Annotated in this window: 21 protein-coding genes, 2 tRNA genes, 1 pseudogene and 1 riboswitch; of the genes and pseudogenes, 9 read left to right on the top strand and 15 right to left on the bottom strand. The window is 65.8% G+C overall.

The genetic code is table 11. The features are described 5' to 3' along the window. Positions 1-16 precede the first annotated feature (16 nt). Complete coding sequence (locus tag J7E80_RS06095) at positions 17-196, top strand: hypothetical protein (RefSeq protein ID WP_215050577.1); 180 nt, start codon at positions 17-19, stop codon at positions 194-196. A gap of 119 nt (positions 197-315) precedes the next feature. Further along, entirely contained in the window at positions 316-723 is a 408-nt protein-coding gene (locus J7E80_RS06090) for a hypothetical protein (protein ID WP_215050576.1), read from the top strand. 87 nt (positions 724-810) lie between these two features. On the opposite strand, the gene J7E80_RS06085 is transcribed toward J7E80_RS06090, so the two are convergent. The 6 genes from J7E80_RS06085 to J7E80_RS06060 form a co-directional block, all read right to left on the bottom strand. After that, a tRNA-Asn gene (locus J7E80_RS06085) sits at positions 811-883 on the bottom strand. A gap of 127 nt (positions 884-1,010) precedes the next feature. Further along, positions 1,011-1,083 (bottom strand) — tRNA-Asn (locus tag J7E80_RS06080). A 76-nt stretch (positions 1,084-1,159) separates the two neighbouring features. Beyond that, positions 1,160-3,073, bottom strand: a complete 1,914-nt coding sequence (dnaG, locus tag J7E80_RS06075) for a DNA primase (RefSeq protein ID WP_215050575.1) — start codon at positions 3,071-3,073, stop codon at positions 1,160-1,162. A 52-nt stretch (positions 3,074-3,125) separates the two neighbouring features. Next, on the bottom strand, positions 3,126-4,430 hold the full coding sequence (locus J7E80_RS06070) for a deoxyguanosinetriphosphate triphosphohydrolase (protein ID WP_215050574.1): 1,305 nt from the start codon (positions 4,428-4,430) through the stop codon (positions 3,126-3,128). Next, positions 4,423-5,604: a tRNA dihydrouridine synthase DusB gene (gene dusB / locus J7E80_RS06065; protein WP_215050573.1), complete on the bottom strand. Its 1,182-nt coding sequence runs from the start codon at positions 5,602-5,604 to the stop codon at positions 4,423-4,425. The genes J7E80_RS06070 and dusB overlap by 8 nt, the downstream gene beginning before the upstream one ends. A 40-nt stretch (positions 5,605-5,644) precedes the next feature. After that, positions 5,645-7,111 carry a YibE/F family protein gene (locus J7E80_RS06060; RefSeq protein WP_215050572.1) on the bottom strand — a complete coding sequence of 489 codons (1,467 nt, stop codon included), beginning with the start codon at positions 7,109-7,111 and terminating at the stop codon, positions 5,645-5,647. Between the two features lie 53 nt (positions 7,112-7,164). Here J7E80_RS06060 and J7E80_RS06055 point away from each other — a divergent pair, with 53 nt between their 5' ends. Then, positions 7,165-8,013 (top strand): alpha/beta hydrolase, encoded by an 849-nt coding sequence (locus tag J7E80_RS06055; protein ID WP_215050571.1) that lies wholly within the window; start codon positions 7,165-7,167, stop codon positions 8,011-8,013. A gap of 9 nt (positions 8,014-8,022) precedes the next feature. Further along, positions 8,023-8,826 carry a 1-acyl-sn-glycerol-3-phosphate acyltransferase gene (locus tag J7E80_RS06050; protein ID WP_215050570.1) on the top strand — a complete coding sequence of 268 codons (804 nt, stop codon included), beginning with the start codon at positions 8,023-8,025 and terminating at the stop codon, positions 8,824-8,826. On the opposite strand, the gene J7E80_RS06045 is transcribed toward J7E80_RS06050, so the two are convergent. The 3 genes from J7E80_RS06045 to J7E80_RS06035 all read right to left on the bottom strand — a co-directional run bounded on the left by J7E80_RS06045 (position 8,823) and on the right by J7E80_RS06035 (position 12,322). After that, complete coding sequence (locus J7E80_RS06045) at positions 8,823-9,800, bottom strand: GNAT family N-acetyltransferase (protein ID WP_215050569.1); 978 nt, start codon at positions 9,798-9,800, stop codon at positions 8,823-8,825. The two genes, J7E80_RS06050 and J7E80_RS06045, sit on opposite strands and share 4 nt — an antisense overlap. 2 nt (positions 9,801-9,802) lie before the next feature. Beyond that, entirely contained in the window at positions 9,803-11,188 is a 1,386-nt protein-coding gene (locus J7E80_RS06040) for a glycine--tRNA ligase (protein ID WP_215050568.1), read from the bottom strand. Between the two features lie 120 nt (positions 11,189-11,308). Beyond that, positions 11,309-12,322 carry a DMT family transporter gene (locus J7E80_RS06035; protein ID WP_215050567.1) on the bottom strand — a complete coding sequence of 338 codons (1,014 nt, stop codon included), beginning with the start codon at positions 12,320-12,322 and terminating at the stop codon, positions 11,309-11,311. Positions 12,323-12,355: 33 nt separating this feature from the next. On the opposite strand from J7E80_RS06035, the gene J7E80_RS06030 reads away from it, so the two are divergent. Next, the gene (locus J7E80_RS06030) at positions 12,356-12,589 is read left to right on the top strand and encodes an RNA-binding S4 domain-containing protein (RefSeq protein WP_215050566.1); all 234 of its coding nucleotides are present in this window, start codon (positions 12,356-12,358) and stop codon (positions 12,587-12,589) included. A 34-nt stretch (positions 12,590-12,623) separates the two neighbouring features. On the opposite strand, the gene J7E80_RS06025 is transcribed toward J7E80_RS06030, so the two are convergent. Continuing rightward, positions 12,624-13,274, bottom strand: coding sequence for an alpha/beta hydrolase (locus tag J7E80_RS06025; RefSeq protein ID WP_215050565.1), 651 nt, complete (start codon positions 13,272-13,274; stop codon positions 12,624-12,626). A 149-nt stretch (positions 13,275-13,423) separates the two neighbouring features. On the opposite strand from J7E80_RS06025, the gene J7E80_RS06020 reads away from it, so the two are divergent. The 3 genes from J7E80_RS06020 to J7E80_RS06010 all read left to right on the top strand — a co-directional run bounded on the left by J7E80_RS06020 (position 13,424) and on the right by J7E80_RS06010 (position 16,312). Further along, on the top strand, positions 13,424-14,221 hold the full coding sequence (locus tag J7E80_RS06020; protein WP_251036553.1) for an SGNH/GDSL hydrolase family protein: 798 nt from the start codon (positions 13,424-13,426) through the stop codon (positions 14,219-14,221). Between the two features lie 33 nt (positions 14,222-14,254). Next, positions 14,255-15,544, top strand: a complete 1,290-nt coding sequence (locus J7E80_RS06015; protein ID WP_215050563.1) for a winged helix DNA-binding domain-containing protein — start codon at positions 14,255-14,257, stop codon at positions 15,542-15,544. Positions 15,545-15,676: 132 nt separating this feature from the next. Continuing rightward, entirely contained in the window at positions 15,677-16,312 is a 636-nt protein-coding gene (locus J7E80_RS06010) for a hypothetical protein (protein WP_215050562.1), read from the top strand. A 159-nt stretch (positions 16,313-16,471) separates the two neighbouring features. Here J7E80_RS06010 and J7E80_RS06005 read toward each other — a convergent pair whose 3' ends face one another. Then, positions 16,472-17,956, bottom strand: coding sequence for a CoA-acylating methylmalonate-semialdehyde dehydrogenase (locus J7E80_RS06005; protein ID WP_215050561.1), 1,485 nt, complete (start codon positions 17,954-17,956; stop codon positions 16,472-16,474). A gap of 52 nt (positions 17,957-18,008) precedes the next feature. After that, positions 18,009-18,932, bottom strand: a pseudogene (gene mmsB / locus J7E80_RS06000) (3-hydroxyisobutyrate dehydrogenase); the annotation flags it as partial. Positions 18,933-19,052: 120 nt separating this feature from the next. Here mmsB and J7E80_RS05995 point away from each other — a divergent pair. Further along, positions 19,053-19,952, top strand: a complete 900-nt coding sequence (locus J7E80_RS05995; RefSeq protein WP_215050559.1) for a LysR family transcriptional regulator — start codon at positions 19,053-19,055, stop codon at positions 19,950-19,952. A 44-nt stretch (positions 19,953-19,996) separates the two neighbouring features. On the opposite strand, the gene J7E80_RS05990 is transcribed toward J7E80_RS05995, so the two are convergent. From J7E80_RS05990 to J7E80_RS05980, 3 genes are all read right to left on the bottom strand, one after another. After that, on the bottom strand, positions 19,997-21,115 hold the full coding sequence (locus J7E80_RS05990) for a zinc-dependent alcohol dehydrogenase family protein (RefSeq protein ID WP_215050558.1): 1,119 nt from the start codon (positions 21,113-21,115) through the stop codon (positions 19,997-19,999). 111 nt (positions 21,116-21,226) lie between these two features. Next, complete coding sequence (locus tag J7E80_RS05985; protein WP_215050557.1) at positions 21,227-22,609, bottom strand: MFS transporter; 1,383 nt, start codon at positions 22,607-22,609, stop codon at positions 21,227-21,229. Positions 22,610-22,815: 206 nt separating this feature from the next. Next, positions 22,816-24,021: a homoserine O-acetyltransferase gene (locus J7E80_RS05980; protein ID WP_215050556.1), complete on the bottom strand. Its 1,206-nt coding sequence runs from the start codon at positions 24,019-24,021 to the stop codon at positions 22,816-22,818. Between the two features lie 12 nt (positions 24,022-24,033). Beyond that, positions 24,034-24,149: riboswitch (SAM riboswitch) on the bottom strand. Between the last annotated feature and the right edge of the window lie 114 nt (positions 24,150-24,263).

Raw genomic sequence — 24,263 nt, 5'->3', positions numbered from 1 at the left:
CAGGTACGCTGGCCGCATGACTCGAAAACCGCACCGCAACCGCCGCGGACTGTTCCTCGGAGCCATCCTTGGCGGCGTGGCGGGCTTCTTTGCCGGCCGGGCCATGGGCAACGTCGCGATGGGGATCATCCTTGGCGCCGTGGCGGGCTCAGCGCTGCTGTACCGCGTGAATCCGGGGCCCTGGAACCGGTCATGACCAGGGGACCGGGCTCGCAACGGAACCGCCCCTGGCAACAGTTCCCTGACGGCCCCTTCCGCCGCCGGCATCTGGCCCGCATCTGTTCCGGGCGGCCCGCCGCGAGATAAAGTTGATACGTGCCCCACTGGCAGGATCATCCTCCCCTTCCAGCCACGTGGCAGCGGTGCGACACCGGCATACTGCCGTTGTGGTGGGACCGGCTGTGCACGCAGACCAGTGCGCAGTCGGCAGCTCTCTATGCCGCGGGACTTTTCACCGAGGACCGGCGGCGCCCCATAGCCCAGTGGTTCAATCCGGCCGTCAATGCGGCCCTGCTCGTGGCGCCGGAGACGTCCCCCGAATGGCCGGTGCAGCGCTTTGGCATCTTCTACGCACCGCCCGACGGCGGCTTCACGCGTGTGCACTCCTCGCCGCACGAGTGGCATCCCCGCCAGCCGCGCACGTCCCCCACTGAAAGCGAGGCCTTCGCAGCGGCCGTCGCCGAGGCGGAACGGTTCCTCCAGGTGGAGATGGACTTCGTCTAGCCCCGACATCCAAAGAACGAGACGCGTGAAGATCCGCCATGAAAAAGGTCCCGCAGCCAACTCTGTGCTGGCTGCGGGACCTGTGCGCTCCTCCTGCTGGACTTGAACCAGCAACCCTTCGATTAACAGTCGAATGCTCTGCCAATTGAGCTAAGGAGGAATGAAGCAGGTATGACATTAGCAAAGGTTCCCGCGCTATGGGAAATCGGCGGAATTACGCGGAACAAATACCCTCCCCGGGTATAAAAAAGGTCCCCGTTCCGGAGGTCCGGAACGGGGACTGTGCGCTCCTCCTGCTGGACTTGAACCAGCAACCCTTCGATTAACAGTCGAATGCTCTGCCAATTGAGCTAAGGAGGAATGAAGCGGATATAAGCCTAGCAAACACTCCGCCGGGAAACGAAATCGAGGGTCATGCCGGGCAGCTACCGGCGTTTCAGGACTCGGAACGCAGTGAGCGGCGCTCCATTTCCAGCATCATCAGTTCTCGGTTGAGCTTCTGGAACTCCTCAGGATGGGCTGCCGCGTCCAGGCGCTGCAACTGCCCCATCTTGTCGGCCTTCACGCGCGTGATCTGCAGTTCGAAAAGCCGGGCAAGGATGTCCCGGCAGTATTTTTGCACGGCCTCGGCGGTGTTCGCGGGCAACGGAACCACCGCAAGCTCCGAAACCAGCGGCTGCAGCGGTTCCGGGACCTCCTGGCGCAGCTTCTCCACCCACACCACCGGATCCCCGGCGAAACCGAGTCCCGTGGCGCGGATGGCGTCGTGGATAGCCTGATAAGCGGGCGTGGCGAACCGTACGGCGGCGAAGCGCTCCCAGATGCCTCCGCCCAGCATCGCCGGCTCCTGCAGCGCCACTTCGAGCGCCTGCCGCTCCATGGATGCAACCGGGTCGCGGGGATCGGGACGGTTAAATGACGGCAGAACGCCCGACGGCGGCAACGCGGCAACGCCCGGACCAGGCGTGCCGGCGCCGCCCCGGCCAGCGGGGCCGGCTGCGGACTGTCCCGGGCCATGGGCCCCCCGCTTGGCAGCAGCGGCCACAGCGCTGCCAACGTCCTCGATCGACATCCCCAGCCATCCCGCCAGCTCACGCGCGTAGGCGGGCCGGATGCCGGCGTCGCGGATCTGGGCCACCACAGGAGCGGACTCACGCAGCGCGGCAACCCGGCCTTCCACGGTATCCAGGTTGTGCCTTTTCAGCGCAGCCCGGATAGCAAACTCAAACAGCGGGCGCCGCGAGGCGATCAGCTCACGGACAGCCGCATCCCCCCGCGTCTGCCGCAGGTCGCAAGGGTCCGCTCCGGTCGGCTCCACGGCGACGTAGGTCTGGGCCACAAAGCGCTGGTCCTCTTCAAAGGCCCGCAGGGCCGCCTTCTGACCGGCGGCGTCGCCATCGAAGGTGAAGATGACCTCTCCCCCGGTGCCGTCGTCGGACAGCAGCCGGCGGGCGATCTTGATGTGGTCGGCACCGAACGAGGTCCCGCACGTGGCCACCGCCGTCGGGATCCCCGCGAGATGGCAGGCCATGACGTCGGTGTAGCCTTCCACGACCACCAGCTGGCGGTCCTTGGCAATGCTCCGTTTGGCGAGGTCGATGCCGTACAGCACCTGCGACTTCTTGTAGAGCGTTGTTTCCGGGGTGTTGAGATACTTCGGGCCCTGGTCGTCCTCGTAGAGCTTGCGCGCGCCGAAGCCGATGGTGTCCCCTGCGATGTCCCGGATGGGCCAGATGAGACGGCCCCGGAATCGGTCGTAGATGCCCCGGTTGCCTTCGGAAAACATCCCGGTGAGCTTCAGCTCCGGCTCAATGAATCCGCGGCCGCGCAGGTGCTTGAGCAGCGCATCCCAGCCCTGGGGCGCGTATCCGACGCCAAAATGCTCGGCAGCGCCGCGGTCGAACCCCCGGAGCTGCAGGAATTTGCGCCCTTCGGCTGCGCCGGCGGTCAGCAGCTGGGCACGGAAGAACTCATCCGCCACCTTATGGGCGTCCAGGAGCCGCTGGCGCTTGCCCACTTCCTCACGGTTGGGGCCCGTGCCGCCGTCCTCGTAGCGGAGCTCGTACCCGATCCGGGCTGCCAGCTTCTCCACGGCCTCATGGAATGTTGTGTGGTCCAGCTTCTGGACGAACGAGATGACGTCGCCGTCTTCGCCGCAGCCGAAGCAATGGTAGCGGCCCACCTGCGGCCGGACCGTGAACGACGGCGAGCGCTCGTCATGGAACGGGCACAAGCCCTTGAAGGAGCCCAGCCCGGCGTTTTTGAGCGTGACGTAGCCGTCAACTACTTCCTTGATGTCCGTGCGCTGGCGGACTTCGTCAATGTCTTCACGTTTGATCAGGCCGGCCACGAAGCCATCCTAATCCGGGGGCGGGACAGCGAAGGGTGCCCTGTGTCGGCGATCACCACAGTGACGGAAGGCTGCCCACAAGCCGTTCGTACATGGCCAGCGCGGAGCCGTCAGTCAGCGATGCCACCTGGTCGATGACGACGCGGAGCCGGGCGGCGTCGTCGGCCGCGTCCCGCCAGTCAGCGGCGAACATCGGTTCGAGGTGGCGGTCGCCGGAGGCGTTCAGCGCGGTCACCAGGGCGTGGAGGACCTCGCGCTGCCGCTCATAGATGGGCTGGCGGTGCTCCGTGGTCATCACGAACGTGGTGGCCAGGCCCTTCATGACGGCGATCTCCATCACGGTCTCGTCCGGCACCATGAGTTCCGCGTTGTAGCGGGTCAGGTGTTCCGGGCCGTACACGGCACGAGTGGTTTCCAGGGCGCTTTGACAGAACCGGCCGATCAGTTGGCTGGTCATGTCCTTCAGGGCGGCCATGGACTTGCGGCTGCCGTCGGCCTCACGGACCCAGACGTCCGTTGCTTCCAGCCTGGCCAGGGCGGCGTCGATGGCTGCGGGGTCGTTGTGCGGCAGGTACCACTGCTTGGCGTACCCCACCACACGGGCCCGGTGGTCCGGATTATCCATCCAGCGCAGCTGGAAGTGGCCGGCCACGATGGCGTCCTCGACGTCGTGCACCGAGTAGGAAATATCGTCGGCGAGGTCCATGACCTGGGCTTCGAGGCAGGACCGCCGCCCGGGCGCCCCTTCCCGGATCCAGTTGAAGATGGGCAGGTCGTCCTCGTAGGCGCCGAACTTGCTGGTCCGCTGGCCGTGGATCACGGGCGCGTCGAGGGCTGACCACGGGTACTTTGCCGCGGCGTCGAGACTTGCCCGGGTCAGGTTCAGGCCGGCCGGCCTGCCCTCACTGTCCAGGACTTTCGGCTCCAGCCGGGTCAGCAGCCGCAGTGTCTGCGCGTTGCCTTCAAAGCCACCGATTGCGTGGGCCATTTCGTTGAGCGCCGACTCACCGTTGTGGCCGAACGGCGGGTGTCCGAGGTCGTGGCTCAGGCAGGCGGTGTCCACCACATCCGGATCGCAGCCCAGCGCCCGGCCCAGTTCACGGCCCACCTGCGCCACTTCAAGGCTGTGCGTTAGCCGGGTCCGGACAAAGTCATCCGTGTCCGGCGCCACCACCTGGGTCTTGGCACCGAGCCGACGCAGTGCCGAGGAATGCAGGACCCGTGCACGGTCCCGCTCAAAGTCGGAACGGTAGGTGCTTTTGGGCGGTTCCTCCACCCAGCGGGCTGAATCGTGGGCCTCGTAGCCGGAGAGGAACTGTGGCAGCCGGCGCGCCTGGGCAAGCTGGCTCTCACCCACCGGACACGTCCAGCTCCGCGGCGGCAATGTCGCGCGTCTGGTCTGCATCCATCTGCCGGCTGACCAGCCAGTCCTTGGGCAGGGCCGGCTTCTTCGGGGAACCGGCACGGCCTCGGGGGCCTTCGGAGTCGGCGCCGGGGTAGGGCAGGTCCATGTCCAGCTCGCCCAGCAGTTCGCGCAGCACTTCAAGGGTGGGCACTGTGGCCAGTTTGGCGCGCAGTTCCCCGCCCACCACGTAGCCCTTGAAGTACCAGGCCATGTGCTTGCGGATTTCCCGGAGGGCCTTGTATTCGTCGTTGCCGAAGGTTTCGACCATGAGCTCGGCATGGCGGTAGACGCCTTCGGCCACCTGGCGCAAGCCCGGGCGATGCCGCTCGTCGCTTCCTTCGAACGCGGCCTGCAGGTCCCCGAAAAGCCAGGGCCGGCCTTGGCAGCCGCGGCCGACCACGACGCCATCGACGCCGGTCTCGCGGACCATGCGCACGGCGTCCTCGGCGGACCAGATGTCGCCGTTGCCCAGGACGGGAATGTCCGGGAGCGCCTCGCGGAGGCGCGCGATGGCGGACCAGTCGGCCTGGCCGGAGTAGAACTGCGCCGCCGTCCGTCCATGGAGCGCGACGGCGGCAACGCCGGAATCGCGGGCGATGCGGCCGGCGTCGAGGTACGTCAGGTGGTCCTCGTCAATGCCCTTGCGCATCTTGATGGTGAGCGGGATGCCGCCCCTCGACGCTTCCTTGACCGCCGTCTGCACGATCGAGGTGAAGAGATCGATTTTCCAGGGCAGGGCCGAACCTCCCCCACGCCGGGTTACCTTGGGCACGGGGCAGCCGAAGTTCAGGTCAATGTGGTCCGCACGGTTCTCGTCGACCAGCATGCGCACGGCCTGGCCCACGGTCACGGGATCCACTCCGTAGAGCTGGACGGAGCGGACTTTTTCGTCGTCGTCATGGGAAATGATGCGCAGCGACTCCGGGGTGCGCTCCACGAGGGCGCGGGAGGTCACCATCTCCGCCACATACATGCCGCCGCCGTATTCACGGCAGAGCCTGCGGAAGGCCGAGTTGGTGATGCCGGCCATCGGGGCCAGGATCACGGGGGTGTCCACCGTGATCGGTCCCAGCTTCAGGGGCGGGAGTTCCAGCTTGGGGGCGGGAGGCGTTGCTACAACAGTCACCCGTCCATTGTCTCAAAGGCGGGCAAATCGGGCGCAAGTGCTATTCCCTGGCCCGCTCCTGCTCCTGCTGGACGGCACGCCGGCCGCGGCGCGTTTCCGGCAGGGTTGGACCGCTTTCGGCGGCCACGGCTGCTGCAGCCGCGAGCGCGCCGGTGTCATCGACATCGTCGGCCGTTACGGACGTCTGCCCGCCGCTCCGGATCCCCGTAGCCTTGACCACGAGGACCGCGATCAGCGTGGTGACGGGGATCGCCAGAACGAGGCCGATCGATCCCACCAGGGTCCGGATGACTTCCTCGGACAGTTCGGCGCTGGTGAGCGCCTCCCCGAGCGGGCGGTTGTACAGCATCACGATGATGAGGATGGGCAGGGCGGCGCCGGCATAGGCGAAGGCAATCGTGTACACCGTGGAGGCGATGTGGTCCCGCCCGATCCGCATGGCGGCGCTGAACAGTTTGCGGGCGCTCGTGGCCGGCGCCAACTCGTAGAGCTCCCACACCGCCGACGACTGTGTGATGGTGACATCGTTGAGGACACCCAGCCCGGAAATGATGAGTCCGCACAGGATAATGCCTGAAATCGAGATGTTCCCCGAGATATTGACGAGGGTGGCGGCGTCGTGGCTGCCCACGCCGGCGAGGTTCGCGGCGTCGGTTGCCCAGGCCGCCAGCAGCGCCGTGATGCCCAGGCCGAAGATCGTGCCCAGCAGCGCGGTGGAGGTCCGTGCCGAGAAGCCGTGGGCGAAGTACAGCACCCCGATCATGATCACGGTGGACCCCACCAGGGCGAGGAGCAGCGGCGGCTTTCCCTCCACGAGTCCGGGCAGAATGAAGCTCACCAGCACGAAGTAGGCACCGACGAGGCCGATCAGGGCACGCAGCCCGCGCCACCGGGCCACGGCAACCACCACCAGGGCATACAGGACGGCCAGCAGAATAATGGGCATGGTCCGGACGAAGTCCACGAAGATGTACGCCGGCGCGCCTTGGGCGGCCGGTCCGTTCGGTCCCGCGGCCGCGGCGCCCTGGGCATTGGTGAGATTGAGGTAGCGGATGTTATCCCCCACGTCCACGCCGTGCGACTTGGCGATGTCCGGGTTGATCACCACTTTGACGGGGTTGCCGCCCTTGTCCGGCTCGGTGAAGGCGAAGGTGCACCGGGAGCCGCCGTCGGTGCGTTGCTGGCTTCCCTGCTGCGTTCCTTGCTGCGGGCTTTGCCGCGTCCCTTGCTGGGGGCTTTGGCTGGCCGTAGCCGTGCAACTCTCGGTGACCACGCGCTGGATCCGCCCGGTATCGAAAGTTACTCCAGGTGCCGCCGCATAGGGGTTGGCAAGTGTCAGGCCCTCCTTGCTGCCGGACGGCCAGAGCGCCGCCATCGCGGCCAGCGTCAGCAGGGTCAGCGGAATCAGCACGGCGGCAAGAATCCGGTTCGCCTTCCTGCGTGCAGCTACCGCCTGGGGCGTCGGCTCCGAATGACCTGCGTGACCGTGGGAGTGACCGGAACCCATCAGCTGTTAGACCTCATGCTTGAACTCTACGACGGTCACCATAGTGTTGATAAATGGAGGACACAAAGTCGGAGGATGCAGGCGTGAGCCACCGCAATACTGCCAAACCGGACCCAGCCGAAGCCGCTCAACCGAGGGTGGCGCCGCCGTCGGCTGGCGCAGGACCGCCGTCGGCTGGCGCAGTACCGCCCGCGGAAGCGGTGCTGACTGTCCTGAGGCCCACCGGCATCACCCGGGGCGTGGCGCTGGTCCTCCACGGCGGCCGCTCCCACTCTTTCGAACCTGTCCAGGCCCGCCACCTGGGCCCCGCCCGGATGGTGCCGTTCGCGCGGCAACTGCACCGGGCCGGCCGGAAGCTCGGCTTGGAAGTGTGGATTCTGCGGAACCGGGTGCGCGGCTGGAACGGCGAGGAGATGTCGCCGCTGAAGGATGCCCGCTGGGCCCTGGCGAAGATCCGGGAGGAACACCCGGGCGTCCCGGTGTACCTGCTGGGGCATTCCATGGGCGGTCTGACCGCCCTCTGCGTGGCCGACGACCCCCAGGTGGATGCCGTGGTGGCGCTCGCCCCGTGGCTCAACGATGCAACACCGGCTGCACCCGTGGCCGGGCGGAAGGTCCTCATCGTGCACGGCGACCAGGATCGCTGGACGAGCCCGACGGCGTCCCTGCGGTTTGCGCGGCGGGCGGCCCCGGATGCTGAGGTGCTGCAGTACGTTTCGCTCAAGGCGACCGGCCACTTCATGATCCGGCGCGTGCGGCTCTGGCACACGCTGGCCACCGGCTTCCTGCTGAAGGCCTTCAGCGAGAGATCCGGTGTCCCTGCTGAATCTCCGCTGAGGTCCGTTGCCTCGCTCGACCGGCTGGTCCCGCCAACTGCGCAGACCTCCCCGGCAGTGCTGTGACTCACGCCCATGCCGAATGACCGCTTCTACCGGCTGCTCGTCCGGGCAGGTCTCTTCCTGCGCTGGATTTTCCAGGTCGGCGTCATCGTCACCGGCCGGGAGCACCTGCCCGCTTCCGATCCGCGGAACGGTTCGTCGCGGCTGGTACAGCCTGGTCGAGGAGCGGTCATGGCGGTCACGCACTTTGGCTATCTCGATTTTGCCGCCGCCGAACTGGTGGTCTGGAACCATGCCCGGGCCCAGCTCCGCTTCCTCATCACCCAGGGCGCGGCGGATCACTGGCTCGCGGGGCCGGTCATCAGTGCCACCGGGAATGTCGTGGTGAGCTACGGTTCCCGCTCCGCTGCCTATGATGCCGCAGTGGCCAAGCTCCGTGCCGGGGAATACCTTGCCGTGTTCCCGGAAGCGGGCGTCAGCCGCAGCTTCAAAGTGCGCGAATGCAAGACCGGTGCCGTGCGGATGGCGGCAGAGGCCGGCGTGCCCGTCATCCCGATGTCCGTCTGGGGCGCCCACCGGCTCCTGACCCGCGGCCGCCGATTTTCGGGCCGGACCGCCTGGCGCGCTCCCGTCCGCGTCCATATCGGCCCGCCGATGACGCCGGCACCCGGCATCGATGCGGAGGCCGAAACGGCAAGGCTCCGGGAAATACTCCAGGCAGGGATCGATTACTGCATCGCCAGTTTTCCGGTCGCCGCTAAACCTGGCGACTGGTGGATGCCCGCCGATCTCGGCGGCGGCGCCCCCTCCGAGGCCGAACGGCAAAGGCTGGATGCCGAGGACCGGGCGAGGGGCCGCCGTCGTCGCCGGGGTTAGTCGGAGACGACGAACGTCTCGGCACCTTGGCGGCGGGCCTTGCCCGTCTCCATCAGCGGCTCGACGACGGAGCGCACCGCTGTCATGGAATCATCCACTTCCATGAGGACCGGGTACTGGTACGCGATCAGCGCGAGCAGGTCACGGACCGCGGCCTGTGCCTCGTCGGGCTCCAGCTCCGGCTCATGGCCGAGGAACACGTCCGAGGGGTGGCCTGACGGTCCCTGTTCGGGATTGAGCTCCGCGTAGCTGATGGCGAACGCCTGCAGCCTGCCCTTCTTCGACGTCGGCACGCCCTGGCCGAATGCGCTGGCCTTTGGCGCACGCAAGACGATCGCCCCGTGGGCGCCGCTGAGTTCATCGAGAAACAGCCGCTGGACCGTGGGGATGCTCAGCTCGCCCGGGCTGTCCCAGCCGTGGACTGACGTGTAATACCGCCCTACGACGTCGGACAGTTCCACCGAACCGGTGGCCAGGTCCTCCACACGCTCCGCAGCGGCTTCCTCAGAACCGTCCCCGAACACCGGAAGCTTCAGGGCCGCAGGTTCCACGACGACGAGCTGCGAGCGCTGGATCGGAGTGAGTCCCGCGGCTTCGGCAAACGCTGCACCGGGCGTGCCCGGCTCGACCTTGCACCGCAGCCGGTTAACTCCCGACGGCGACGCTTCGGCTTCGCGGCGCAGCATCATGAGCAGCGTGGAACCGATGCCGGAGCGGCGGTGGTCCCGGGCTACCTCGACATAGACCCACAGGCGCTCCGGGTGCAGGGACGCCTCGTGGACCACGCCGGCGGCAACCGGAATGCTGACGCCGTCCACGACGTCCTCGGCCACAATGCAGCGCCGCCAGGGTGCGTTGCTGGAAGGCGCCAGGGTGCCCCGGAACTGTCCGGCCTGGACAGTTTCCGGGTCTCCCCAGATTTCCAGGAGCGCAAGGTCGTCGCCTTCGCGCCATTCACGGTATTGGATCGCCACGGTTAGGCGCCGATCAGCCGTGCGGCCAGGTAGCCCTCCACCTTGTCCAGGGAGACGCGGTCCTGGCTCATGGTGTCGCGCTCACGGATGGTGACGGCCTGGTCATCAAGGGTGTCGAAGTCCACGGTGATGCAGAACGGGGTTCCGATCTCGTCCTGGCGGCGGTAGCGGCGTCCGATCGCACCGGCGTCGTCAAAGTCGATGTTCCAGTTCTTGCGGAGCTGGGCGCCGAGGTCCTTGGCTTTCGGGGACAGGTCCTCGTTCCGGCTCAGCGGAAGGACGGCAGCCTTGACCGGTGCGAGGCGGGGGTCAAGCTTCAGCACGGTGCGCACGTCCACCCCGCCCTTGGCGTTGGGGGCTTCGTCCTCGGTGTAAGCATCCACCAGGAAGGCCATGAAGGAGCGGGTCAGGCCTGCAGCGGGTTCGATAACGTACGGCGTGTAGCGCTCGTTCGTGGCCTGGTTGAAGTAGCTCAGATCGTGGCCGGAGGCCTTGGCATGGGTGGAGAGATCGAAGTCGGTGCGGTTGGCAATGCCCTCCAGCTCGCCCCACTCCGAGCCCTGGAAACCGAAGCGGTATTCGATGTCCGTGGTGCCCTTGGAATAGTGGCTCAGCTTGTCCAGCGGGTGCTCGAAGAAGCGGAGGTTTTCCTCCCTGATGCCCAGGCCGGTGTACCAGGCCATGCGCTCCTTCATCCAGTACTGGTGCCATTCCTCGTCCGTGCCGGGCTCGACGAAGAATTCCATCTCCATCTGCTCGAACTCACGGGTGCGGAAGATGAAGTTTCCGGGCGTGATCTCGTTGCGGAAGGACTTGCCGATCTGGCCGATGCCGAACGGGGGCTTCTTCCGCGACGTCGTGAGCACGTTGCTGAAGTTCACGAAGATGCCCTGGGCTGTTTCCGGGCGCAGGTAGTGCAGGCCCTCCTCGTTGGCAACCGGGCCCAGGAAGGTCTTGAGGAGGCCGGAGAATTCCTGCGGCTCGGTCCATTCGCCGCGGGTGCCGCAGTTGGCACAGGCGATGTCCTTAAGGCCGTTTTCGGCGGGGCGGCCCTTCTTTTCCTCGTACTCTTCCTCGAGGTGGTCGGCGCGGTAGCGCTTGTGGCAGGACAGGCATTCCACCAGCGGGTCGGAGAAGACCTCGACGTGGCCGGAAGCTTCCCATACCTGGCGGGGCAAGATCACGGAGGAATCCAGGCCTACAACGTCCTCACGGCCGCGCACCACGGACTGCCACCATTGGCGCTTGATGTTCTCCTTCAGCTCTGCACCGAGGGGTCCGTAGTCCCAGGCGGAGCGGGAGCCTCCGTAGATCTCGCCGGCCTGGAAAACGAAACCTCTCCGCTTGGAAAGGGAAATGACCTGGTCGAGGACGGATTTTGCTGCCATGGGAACTCCAATTTCTACAGGGCCGCTGGGTGCGGTCCGCGGTTTATGGCCCCGAAACCCCGGCTGGTTGCCGGGCGGGGGTGGTGTGCGAAGGGAAAACAGTGCAGAAAGCTGCGTGTCCTAGCCTACCGGGCGCTGCCTGCGGATCGCTCCCCGCGGCCATGGAAGAGTGGCAAGGACGATGGCACCCAGAGTGAGTAGCGTGCCGAGCACCGTGGGAACCTCCACCACGCTGCCCGGAGCCGGAACCACCAGGTCGAGCCCGAGTGAGCCCAGGAGCTGCCCGGCGATCATGCCAAGTCCCGTCACGAGCACACCGAGACTGCGGACCAGCAGCGCCCCGAGCCCGATGAACACGCAGCCCATGGGCCCGCCGAGGTAGTACCACCACTCTTCCGGCAGCGGGTTGCCTACTCCGGCGACTGCCGCCTTGACGAGCCAGGCGGCCCACAGCACACACGTGCCTGCCACGAAATTCACCAGGGTGGCGGCGATCGGGGTTCCGTAGTGCATGGTGGCGGTGCCGTTCATCGCCTGCTGGAAGCTCATGAGGAAGCCGGCCAGAACCGGAAGGATTACCGGCAGGATGAGCTGGCCCGGGTCTCCTCCGGCCGGTCCTCCCGCTGAGCCGCCGGCGCCGCCGCCATTGAAGCGGGGCGACACAGCCCATGCCACGGCCGCGATGGTGAGGATGCAGCCGATGACGCGGATGCCGGTCACCGCTTTCTTGCCGCCGGGGCCAATTCCCAGCCTGTCCACGAGCAGCCCGCTGGCTGTCTGGCCCGTGACGGTAGATACGGTGAACAGCGCGACCCCCAACAGGCCGATTGTGAAGGACTGCGCGAAGACAAAGAAGGCGCCGATTCCGCCGGCGAGGACGTAGTAGGGCGGGAACCGGCGCTGCCGCACGGCAGGGAGGATCCGGGCAAGACCGGCCCGTCCGCGGGGCAGGATCAGCGAGACCAGGATCATGAGCACGAGTCCGGTGCTGAAACTGACCACGGCGGCGGCGATTCCATCCCCGAGGCGGGCGCCGAGGGCCCCGTTGATCCGCCCCTGGACAGGGATGGCGAGGCCGGCGGCCACGGCCATCGGAAGGCCTGCGGCGAGGGGCAGCCGCGGTGCGTGGGTCATTGGGTTTACCTTACGTCGGGCATCATTGCTTGTATGAGCAACCAGGAAATCGAAGACATCCCCATCCGCGACGACATGATCCGCCTCGGTCAGCTCCTGAAACTTGCGAACATGGTGGAGGACGGCGTCGAGGCAACCGAGCTGATCAAGAACGGACTGGTCAAGGTCAACGGCGAAATCGACGACAGGCGCGGCCGGCAGCTCCATCACGGAGATACCGTCACGGTCAATAACCACACAGTCCGGATCATCGCACCCGGCGCCTGATCCCAGGGGACTCTGGAGCTTTTGCCGCGAACGGCTACTTGTTCAGCACCTCATGCGTGAGGAATTCCGACACGTGGCCGATCTCCTGTGCGTTGATGCTGTGCCACATTCCGGTGTACAGGACCTTGGTCAGCTTCACGTGTTTGCGGACCCAGCCCATCGTGTATTCGATCTTGTCCGGGGTGATGACCGGGTCCTGCTGGTCCCGACCCCAGAAAAGGGGCACCGTTCCGTCCAGTTCGGCATCGCGGAACTCACCGTCGGAGCCGGCGTCGACAACAAAACCGGAAAGCCCGACGACGGCGGCAAAGTCGGCGGGCCGTTGCCGGAGCAGCGTGGTGGCCATGGCCATCCCCATGGAGAACCCGAGGAGCGTCACGGAGGGGTGGTTGGCCTTGACGGTGTCGATCCAGTCGAGCACATAGCCGGCGGCGGACTTCACTGCCTCCACCGAGTATTCGACAGTATTGGTCAGCGGGAACCAGGAATAGCCGGGGCCTACGGGGATGGGGGCACGGACAGACGCCACTGCGAAGTCGTCCGGGAGCATGTCCGCCAGGCTGAGGAGATCCTGCTCGTTTGCTCCGTGGCCGTGCAGGAGGACAAGCAGGGGCTTGCCAGCCCGGGTTTCCTCGGGCTCGGACCACACGACAATAGGGGCAGGAAAGGAGTCGGCTAAAGTCATGGCTCCATTCTTACAGTTACCGGACGGTAACTACCTACGGTGGCGTAGCTTGGCAGGGAGAGGGCAGGATGTGAACCGTGAGCGGAACCGAATCGTTGCAGAATCCCCAGAGCCCGTCAGACCGCCATCCCTGGAGCCGATACGTCGCGATGGGCGACTCCTTTACGGAAGGAATCGGTGATCCCGAACCGAGCAGTCCGGGCGGCTACCGGGGCTGGGCCGACCGCGTAGCGGAGGAACTGGGGCGCGGCCACGACGATTTCGCCTATGCCAACCTTGCTGTCCGTGGCCGCCTGCTCCAGCAGATCATTGACCAGCAGCTTGCCCCGTGCCTGGCCCTGAAGCCTGATCTTGTGACCCTGTCCGCCGGAGGCAACGACCTCATCCGACCCGGCGGAGATCCTGACGCCCTGGCCGAGAAGCTGGACCACGTGATCCAGATCCTGGCCATGAGCGGCGCAACAGTGGTCCTGTTCAATGGTCCCGACACCGGGTCCTCCGTGCTGGGCCGGATCCGGAGCAGGGTTGCCATCTACAACGAGAATCTCAGGACCGTCGCCGCCCGGCACGACGCCATCATCGCCGATATGTGGTCGCTTCGGCAGCTGAAGGATCCCCAGATGTGGGACGAGGACCGCCTGCACTTTTCCCCGCTGGGCCACCACACCATCGCCGCGATGGTGCTCGATTCACTTAACATCGAGCACAGCCTGGAACCGCTGGCCCCCAAACCGCTACCGGCGCGTAGCTGGCGCGAGGCCCGCACCGGCGACCTGGTCTGGGCGCGGGAGTATTTCGTGCCGTGGGTGGTCCGCAGGGTCCGCCACCGTTCCTCCGGCGACGGAATCACGCCAAAACGGCCGACGCCGGGTCCCGTCTTCGGGCCGGGTGTCCCGTTGGGCTCCGGCGAGGGTCCTCTCGGGTCCGAACATGCCGTGCGGCATTAGCCGCAGCCGCCGTGCCATGAACGGCCACGTCTGATGAGGACCGGGATCCTGGCCGATGACGGCGGGCTTGGCCCCGGGGACGTCGTCCGGATCCGGCTGGCAAGCCAGAAGCTCCGTGCTCCCTTGGCGACTTCGGCAGAGGACGCCCTGAAGAATCTGCTGGCCGTCCAGGCGCAGGAGTTTGCTTATGCGCGCTGGTCCCTGGCCCAGCGAACCCCTGGCGCTACGGCGAACGAGATTGAACAGGCCGTCGCTGATGGACGGATTCTGCGCACGCATATCCTGCGGCCAACGTGGCACTTTGTGCACCGAGAGGATCTGACGTGGCTCCGGGCATTGTCCGCACCGCGCCTGCACCAGGCCAATGCCGGCATGTACCGCAGGACAGGGATTGATGCGGCGGCAACAAGAAGCGGCGATGTGCTGGCAGCAGCAGTCGCGGGCGGCCGGCATCTCACCCGCGAGCAGCTGGCGGAGGAATTGCAGCGCGCGGGATTCGCTGCCAACGGCCCGGTTCTTGCGTACCTCATCATGCACGCAGAGATCAGCGGCATCCTCGTGAGCGGAGCGCCGGTGCGTACTGCCGGGGGCGCGCTCCGGCAAACGTATGCTGCCTTCGACGAACGCGTGGTGCCGGCCCGAGCAGTGACACAAGGTGCACCAGCGGGGCCATCAACCGTCCCGTCCGTGATGCCGTCCGCCGCGCCCGAAGAGCTGTCCAGGGAGCAGGCGCTCGCCGCTTTGGCCCTGAGGTATTTCCGGAGCCGTGGCCCCGCCAGCGTCAAGGACTGCGCAGACTGGTCCGGGCTGACCATGGCCGATGTGCGGCAGGGGCTGCAGCTCATTCTGGAAGAGGATCAGCCGGGCTTGGAGTCTGCGGTGATTGACGGCGTCGTCTTTTACTTCGCCCCGGACAACGTCGCCCGCCGAAGTGCCAGCGGCAGCAACAGCGATCCAGCCTTGCGTACTGATCCGGCTCCACGGATCGACCTGGTCCAGTGTTATGACGAATACATCATGGGTTATTCGGTCTCCCGCGGTTACCTCGGCGGGATCGCGCCGGCACTTCCGGTGGATGATGCTCCCATGCATGTGGTCCTGCTGGACGGGCGGATGGCGGGTTCTTGGCGGCACAGGTTTGTGCAGCCCGGCAAGCGCGACCAGCGTTGCGAACTGGACATCCGCATGTTCGATTCCGGCGGAGCCACTGACGGCGGCAATGCCTTGGGCGGGCGCCTGCAGGACGAAGCCCTGGCACGGGAGTTGGACCGCGCGGTACGGAGGTATGAGGCGTTCATCGGAATGCCAACAAACAGGATCTGAGCGGTCGTCACGTGCTGCAGCACCCGCTGGCTGGGCACGTCTTGCCTTGGGCAACGGACAGGATCCGGCGTAAAGAGCCGCCCCGTTGATCCGGGGCTAAGCTGGATTCAAACCCATGAGAGGCCCAGCACCGTGAACAATCTGTTTTTCTGGATCATTATTCTGTCGCTCCTGATTCCCGTGGGGATGCGGATGTACCGGCGGTCCGTCCAGAAGCGGGACCAGGGTCAGAATTTCTCCGGACAGTATCCGGACCAGTTCCCCGGTTCCTTCTCGGGCAAACAGAAGAACCAGCCCCGGGACGGCTACACCCAGCAGGACTATTTCAGCGGCGGCCTTGGGCTTCCTCAGGGCCGAGGGCAGGAGCCGCTTCCGCCGATGGATCAGCCAGACCCTGGCACGCCGTACCCGAACGCCCAGTATCCGAACGCCCAGTATCCCAACTCCCAGCCCCCGAATTTCCAGTACCCCGGTGCCACACCGAACGGGCCGGGATTCCAGGGGCCGGGTTATCGGGGTCAGGGGTATCAGGGCCAGGCGTATCCGGGCCAGGTCCCTTATGAGGACAGCCCCGAGTTTCAGGCCAACACCTCGCGGCCGCAGCAGTCCCAGCCACAGCAGCAGGCAGTTCCCCCGACTCCCCCGCCGCCGTCGGCCCCGCAGGGTTTCCGTGCGCGCAAGCTGGCCGAGCTCGACCAGCAGTACAGCAACGGCGAGATCTCCATGGAGGAGTACATGACCCGGCGCAACGACATCATGAACGGCTGACTTTCGGCAATCGCAGGACGGCTATTCGACCCCCAGAAAAGAATACGAGTGGCGGAACCTGGGGCCGCACGGCTGTTAGCTAAAACCTGCAGGGCGAACGAACAGCCCGTGCCCCCGCAATTTTTGACTGCGGGGGGACGGGCTGACTTTTTGCTCCGCTTAGTCGACCTGCGGGAATCCGAGGTCGATGACGGACGTGGCCGGATCCGGCCAGCGGGTGGTGACTACCTTGCCCCGCGTGTAGAAACGGATGCTTTCCGGACCGTACATGTGGGTGTCGCCGAACAGGGAGTTCTTCCAGCCGCCAAAGGAGAAGGTGCCCACCGGTACGGGGATCGGCACGTTGACGCCCACCATGCCCGCCTCGACATCGAACTCGAACTGCCGTGCGGCCCCGCCATCACGGGTGAAGATAGCGACGCCGTTGCCGAACTCGTTCTCGTTGACCAGCCGGACGGCGTCGTTGTAGGTATCGACGCGGACAACGGACAGCACCGGACCAAAGATCTCGTCGTCGTAGACCTTCATGCCGGGCTTGACGTGATCCACCAGGCTGACGCCGATAAAGAAGCCATTCGAATCAAACTGCTGAGCACGTCCGTCCACGACGACCGTGGCACCTTCGTTTTCTGCACCGGCAACGTAGGAGGCAACTTTATCGCGGTGTTCAGCCGTGATCAGCGGCCCCATCTGCGAGGACGGATCAGTGCCGGGACCGATCTTGAGCGTCGCCATCCGGCTGGTGATCGCCGCCACGAGGTCGTCAGCGATGTTCCCCACGGCCACGAGCACGCTGACCGCCATGCAGCGCTCACCGGCGGAACCGTAGGCTGCGGAGATTGCTGCGTCTGCTGCCATGTCCAGGTCTGCGTCGGGCAGGACCACCATGTGGTTCTTGGCGCCGCCGAGGGCCTGGACGCGCTTGCCGTGATCGGCCGCGCGCTTGTAGATGGACTGGGCGATGGGTGTCGAGCCCACGAAGCTGACAGCCTTCACGTCCGGGTGTTCCAGCAGGACGTCGACCGCCTCCTTATCGCCCTGGACGACGTTGAGCACGCCTGCGGGCAACCCTGCTTCGGCGAAGACCTCCGCGATGAACACGGCCGACGACGGATCCTTCTCGCTGGGCTTCAGCAGCACGGTGTTGCCGCAGGCCAGTGCGCTGCCGATCATCCACAACGGCACCATCGCCGGGAAATTGAAGGGCGTAATGCACGCGACGACGCCTACGGGCTGCCGTACGGAATGAACGTCGACGCCGTTGGAGACTTGTTCTGAACGCTCGCCTTTGAGCATGTGGGACAGTCCGGTGGCGAACTCGATGTTCTCGAGGCCGCGGGAGATTTCGCCCTCGGCATCGGAGAGCACCTTGCCGTGCTCGCTAGTGAGGATGGCCGCGAGCTCGGATTTGCGCTGCGTCAGGATCTCCCGGACCCGGTAGAAGATGTTGGTGCGCTTCGCCAGGCTGGTGGCCCGCCAGCCTGGCAGGGCAGCTTTAGCGGTGGCTATTGCTTCCTCGACCCTGGCGGCTGAGGCGAGGGCAACCTCCTTCTCCTGTTCCCCCGTTGCCGGGTTGAAGACGGGGCCGAACCGCTCGGCGTCGCTGACGCGGTTGCCGTTGATGAAATGGGGAATGGTTTCCATGGAATATCTCTTTCTGAGGGGAGTTTCTTGGGGCACAGGCGAGGCGTGCCGGTTACTTTGCCGAATCCAGCGAGCCGTCGACGAGCTTGATGATCATGGAGCAGTCCTTGCCGGACTCCCCGGCATCGATCAGCTGCTGGAACAGCTGCTGGACGTGCCTGCCGATTTCGAGCGGCGTTCCGGTGTCCTCGGCCGCGCTGATGGCCAGGCCGATGTCCTTGTTGGCCAGCTCCGTGGTGAAGGTGGGCGCAAAGTCGTTGTTTGATGCAGCGGTCGAGACCACGCCAGGAACGGGGTACCAGGTGCGCAGGGCCCAGCTGTCTCCTGAGGAGACCGAAGCGATGTCCCAGAACACCTGCTTGTCCAGGCCGAGCCGGTCCGCCAGCACGGCACCTTCGGCGGTCGATGCCAGGTTGATGAACAGCATCAGGTTGTTGCAGATCTTGGCGGCCTGGCCGGTGGTGGCACCCCCGGTCGGGATGATGTTGGAAGCCATGGGCCCGATGTAGTCTGTGGCGTCAGCCACGGCGCCTTCTTCGCCGCCCACCATGAAGGTGAGGGTCCCGGCCTTGGCTCCGCTCATGCCGCCCGAGACAGGGGCGTCCACGAAGCGGAAGCCGGCGGCAGCGGCGGCGTCGTGCAGCTCCTGGGCGGAGGCAATATCGATCGTGGAGGAGTCCACCAGGAGGGTGCGGGTGTCGGCATGCGCCAGGACGCCGTCCGCACCCAGGTAGACAGACTTCGCATGCTCGCCCTTGGGCAGCATCGTGAAAACGACATCGGCACCGTTCACGGCCTCGGCGATGCTCTTGACCGGTTTCACTCCGCCGGCTTCAGCGGCGGCGACGGCTGCGGGATTGAGGTCGAACCCGCGCACGTCGTGCCCCGCCTTTGCCAGATTCGCTGACATGGAACCGCCCATGTTCCCCAGACCGATCCAACCGATTACTGCCATGCGCAAGCTCCTTTGCTTCGTGTCCGGCCGCTCAGACCGGAAGTACCTTCGTCAACGATCACACCCTGCTACAGTGCAATCAAGGGGAAAAATCACAGACGGCATGTGCATTGATGCACATAGAGCGAAAGGCGCAACCAAGTGAGGCGGCTCCCGAATCCGGATGACCTGCTGATTCTGCTGACGGTGGCCCGCCTTGGCCGGTTCAACGCCGTGGCCGAAACATTGGGCACCACGCACACCACGATTTCGCGCAGGATCCTCGCCCTCGACAAGCAACTGGGCGGGCGCACACTCGAGCGGAGCCCGCATGGCTGGGAGCTGACGGAGCTCGGCGCGTCGGCAGTCGCCGCTGCTGAAGCCATCGAGGAGACGCTGGGCTCACTGGCCGGCCTCATCGGCGAGGACCAGAACGCGCTCTCCGGGCTGGTACGGATCAGCACGTCGGACGGCTTCGGCGCCGAGTTCGTGGCCCCCGCCCTGGTCCGGCTCCAGCGCCGGCATCCGCTGCTGAATGTCGAGATGCTGAGCGCCACCCGCAAGGTCAGCCAGAACCGGTCCGGCGTGGACCTTGAGGTCGTGGTGGGCCGGGCCGACGTCAGCAGCGCGCAGACGATCTTCCTGGCCAACTACTTCCTCCGGCTATACGCCAGCCCCGGCTACGCTGCCGAGCTAGGGTTGCCTGAAACGCTCGACGGCGTGGGGCAGCACGGCTTCGTGTCTTACGTTGAGTCGGCGCTCCAGGTGGAAGAACTGGGACACCGGTCCTCGCAGTTGCCGATGCCGAAGTCCAGTTTCCAGGCAACGAGCATTTTCGCCCAGGTGGAGGCGGTGCGCCGGGGCGCGGGAATCGGCCTGCTGCCGAACTTCATGGTCGCCGGGAAGCCGGACTTTGTGCCGGTACTCGCCCACGACTTCCAGCGCCAGCTCCCCATCTGGGCCGTGGCCCGCCCTGAATCCCTGCGGTCGGAGCGGGTGCAGGCTGTCATCGCGGCACTCAAGGAGGAAGTGCACCAACGTCAGGAACTGCTGGCTGCCTGAGATGCCCTCACCCTGCATGACCGCCGTCAGCCGTAGGACCGCCGTCAGGCCTGAAACAGCCGCCGGACCACCTTGCCGGCCGTCAGGGCATCGAGTCCCTCGTTGATTTCAGCCAGTGGCTTCGTGTCGGTGTGCAGCAGTTCGACGGGCAGCCGTCCCTCGCGCCAATAGCCGATGTAAAGGGGAATGTCCCGTTCGGGCACGGCGTCGCCCATATAGGAACCCAGCAGGCGCTTGCCCGCGCCGGCGAACTGCAGGGCCGGGACGGTCAGCTCGGCGGAGGGATGCGGCAGTCCTACCGAGACCACGGCACCGCCCCGCGTCACATGCTCCAGGCACGAGGCGATCACGCGGGCGGAGCCCACGGCTTCGATGGCAACGTCCACGCCGTCGCCGGTTGCCTCGGCAATCAGCCGCGCGGCGTCATCAGGAGTGCCTACGGCTGTTGCGCCGCAGTCGCGGGCCAACCGGTGCTTCCCGGTGTTGGGGTCAATCGCGATCACGGTCGAGGCCTCCGCGAGCGCGGCAGCCATGACTGCCGAGAGACCCACTGCGCCCAGTCCGAAGACCGCAACAGACTGTCCGCTGCTGACCGCCGCTGAGTTGAGCACTGCCCCCATGCCCGTAAGCACGGCGCAGCCGAACATTGCCGCCACGGTGTCCGGGACGTCGTCGCCAATGACCACGACGGATTCGCGGGCCACCACCGCGTAGTCCGCAAAGGCAGAGACCCCAAGGTGGTGGTTGATCCGTTCCCCGGAAGGCGTCCGCAGCAGCGCCTCACCGTGCAGGAGGTCGCCGGATCCATTCACGTCGGCAGCCCGGTGGCAGAGCGCGGGACGTCCGGCGTGGCAAGCACGGCAATCGCCGCAGCTCGGCACGAAGACAAGTACCACGTGGTCCCCCACGGAAATGTCCGCGATGCCGTCCCCTACGGCGACGACTCTCCCCACGGCCTCGTGCCCGAGTGCCATCGGAAGCGGCCTGACCCGCGAGCCGTCCACCACAGAGAGATCCGAGTGACACAGGCTGGAGTAGGTGATGGCGACGCCAAGCTCACCGGCGCGGGGCCTGGGGCGGTCCAGTTCCTGCACCACCAGCGGACGGGCTTCGGTGTAACTCGTTCCGGACGGAACGGTCGAGTAGAGGACTGCTGCTCGCATGGGATTACCTGTCTTCTTCATAATCGCTGACACACAGCTGCCCGGGGCCTGCGCTAGTAGCGCGGTTCCGGGCAGCTGCACTGGCTGTTGTCGCCTTGCTTCGTGGCGGCCTTACTTCTTGGTAGCAGCCAGGAGGTCGGCGGTGCCCTGGGCGTCGGCGGCGTCAACGTCGTGCAACGAGATGCCGCGGGTTTCCTTGAGGAAATACACCGAGATTGCCGTCACGATGCAGGCGCCCAGGAGGTAGAGCGCAACCGGCGTGGAGGATCCGAAGCTGCCCAGCAGGGAGGTGGCGATGATCGGTGCCAGCGAACCGGCCACGATGGACGTCACCTGGTAGCCCAGGGAGACGCCGGAGTAGCGCATCCGGGTGGGGAACATCTCGGCCATGATGGACGGCTGCCCTGCGTACATGAGGGCGTGGAAGATCAGGCCAATGGTGATGGCGGCCAGGATGATGATGTCGTTGGCGGTATCCATCATGGGGAAGGCGAAGAAGCCCCAGGTTCCACCGAGGACGGCGCCTGCCATGTACACCGGACGACGGCCGAAGGCGTCGGACAGCTTGCCGACAAGCGGGACGGTGCAGAAGTGGATGAAGTGCGCCACGAGCAGCAGGAGCAGAATCCGGGACGTGTCGGTCTCGACCACGACCTTCAGGTACGTGATGGAGAACGTGACCACAAGGTAGTAGAGGATGTTTTCCGCAAAGCGCAGTCCCATGGCCGTGAAGACGCCGCGCGGGTAGCGACGGAAGACTTCGGCGACGCCGTAGCCCTTCTTCTCGACCGTGACTTCCTTGCGTGCCTCCAGGAAGATCGGCGCATCCTGGACCTTGGTGCGGATGTAGTAGCCGATGATCACGATCACGGCGGAGAGCCAGAACGCCACGCGCCAGCCCCAGCCGAGGAAGTCGGCCTGGGAAAGCGTGGAGGAGAGGGTGAACAGCACGGCGGTGGCCAGCAGGTTGCCCATGGGCACCGCAGACTGCGGCCAGCTGGACCAGAATCCGCGTGACCGGTTGGGGCTGTGTTCGGCGACGAGCAGCACGGCACCGCCCCATTCACCGCCGACGGCGAAGCCCTGGACGAAGCGCAGGAACACCAGCAGGGCCGGGGCCCAGTAGCCGATCTGGGCGAAGGTTGGGAGGCAGCCCATGAGGAAGGTGGAGACGCCCACCAGGATGATGCTCAGCTGCAGGAGCTGCTTCCGGCCGAACTTGTCACCGAAGTGGCCGAAGACGATGCCGCCGATGGGCCGGGCGACGAAGCCGACGGCGTACGTGACGAAGGCGGCAATGATTCCGTCCAGTTCTGTTCCCGAGTTCGGGAAGAACATCTTGCCGAAGACCAGGGTGGCGGCGGATGCGTAGAGGAAGAACTCATACCACTCGACCACTGTGCCAGCCATAGAGGCCGTGACGACTTTTCTCAGCCCTGACGCCTTGACATCAGGTTCCTCTACGCGCCTTTCGGCGGAGTTATACATACTCATTTTTGTGAACTCCTTCGGCGTCTCCGTCGACACCACTGGGACCAGACTTGGCGGACGTGTGTGATATGCACCACGAATCGCCGGTTTCAATGAGTATGGTCTGCCGTTGCTGCAACCTCAACGACAAATAGTGCAGAAGGCATCTGCATAAATGCACATGCTGCGGTCCGAAGACTAGCGCGTGAGGTGGGAGTTCAGTCGACCGTTCAGCCGAAGAAGTGGCCGCGGAGCTGCTGGCTCAGCTGCCCGATTTCGGTGAGGAACCCGTCATGGCCGATCGGCGCCTCGATCACGTGGACGTCCACGTCTCCCGGCAGGGCCTCGGCGAGCTCCCGGGACTGTGCAGGGAAGTACAGCCGGTCCGTGTCAACGGCGGCAATGAAGAAGTCCGCCGTTGTCCGCGCCAGGGTCTCCTTCAGGGTTCCGCGGCCCCGGCAAATGTCGTGGCTCATCAGCGCTTCAGTGATTGCTATGTAGCTATTGGCGTCGAAACGCCGCACAAGCTTGCCCCCCTGGTGGTCGAGGTAGCTCTCCACCTGGTACCGGCCGCGGCCGCCCAGGGCATCCGCCTGGAAAGGCGACTCACCGCGCTGCGCGTTCCGGCCGAATCGGAAGTCCAGCTCATGGGCCGAGCGATAGGTAATATGGGCAATCCGGCGGGCCAGTGCGAGTCCAGCCTCGGGCAGCGGACCACCGTAGTAGTCGCCGCCCTTGAAGTTGGGGTCCTGCCGGATGGCGAGCGTCTGCGCCTGCGCAAAGGCGATCTGCTCGGCGGTGCTGCTGGCGCCGGCCGAAATAACGCCGCAGCGCTGCACCCGCTCCGGATAGCTGACCGCCCACTCAAGCGCGCGGGCACCACCCATCGAGCCACCGAGGACGGCGAACCAGCTGCTGATGCCCAGCTGGTCCGCAAGGCGTGCTTCCGCAGCAGCGGAGTCCCGGAGCGTAATCAGCGGGAAGCGTGAGCCCCACGGCTTGCCGTCCGGAGCAGCCGATGACGGTCCCGTGGATCCGTAGCAGCCGCCAACTATGTTGATGGAGATGACAAAGAACCGGTCCGTGTCCGCCGGTGCACCGGGTCCGGCCAGTTGTTCCCACCAGCCTTCTTCGTCCCCGCTGCCCCGCGTCACATGCGTGCTCCCGGTGAGGGCGTGCTGCACGAGGATGGCATTGGAGCCGTCCTCGTTGAGCGTCCCCCAGGTTTCGTACGCGAGGGTGACGTCCGGCAGGAACCCGCCGGCCTCGAGTTCCAGGCTGCCGATGTTGGCGTATTGGACAGTGCCGGGAAGGACAGTGCCGGGAAGGACAGTGCCGGGAAGTGCAATGCCCTCGTGAACAGCAGAGCCTTCGGGAAGTGCAGCGTCACGGACAGTGCCGTCCGGAACCTCGCTGCGGGTGGCAGAAATCGTCATAGGTAAACCTCTTCTACGCGCTTGCCCGCCGTCAGCTGACCGGCAGGCCAGGTCTTCACCCGGGGCACCCCACCGCGGAAGGAGGGTTGCCGGCCAGCAAGCCGGGGCTGTTGCTGGCACTCATGACCTGCGACAAGCTTACGAAACAGTGCGCCGACTGCGCGAAGATTGTGACGGTTGTGTGACTCCCGGACCCGGCAAAACCCCCATTACCGCCGCCCGCAGGGCCTCCGGATCAGGTG

Source organism: Arthrobacter sp. ISL-28 (genome assembly GCF_018613875.1).
GTDB lineage: Bacteria > Actinomycetota > Actinomycetes > Actinomycetales > Micrococcaceae > Arthrobacter.
Note: the sequence above shows the minus strand (reverse complement) of the source record. Positions and strands in the feature narration are given on the sequence as shown.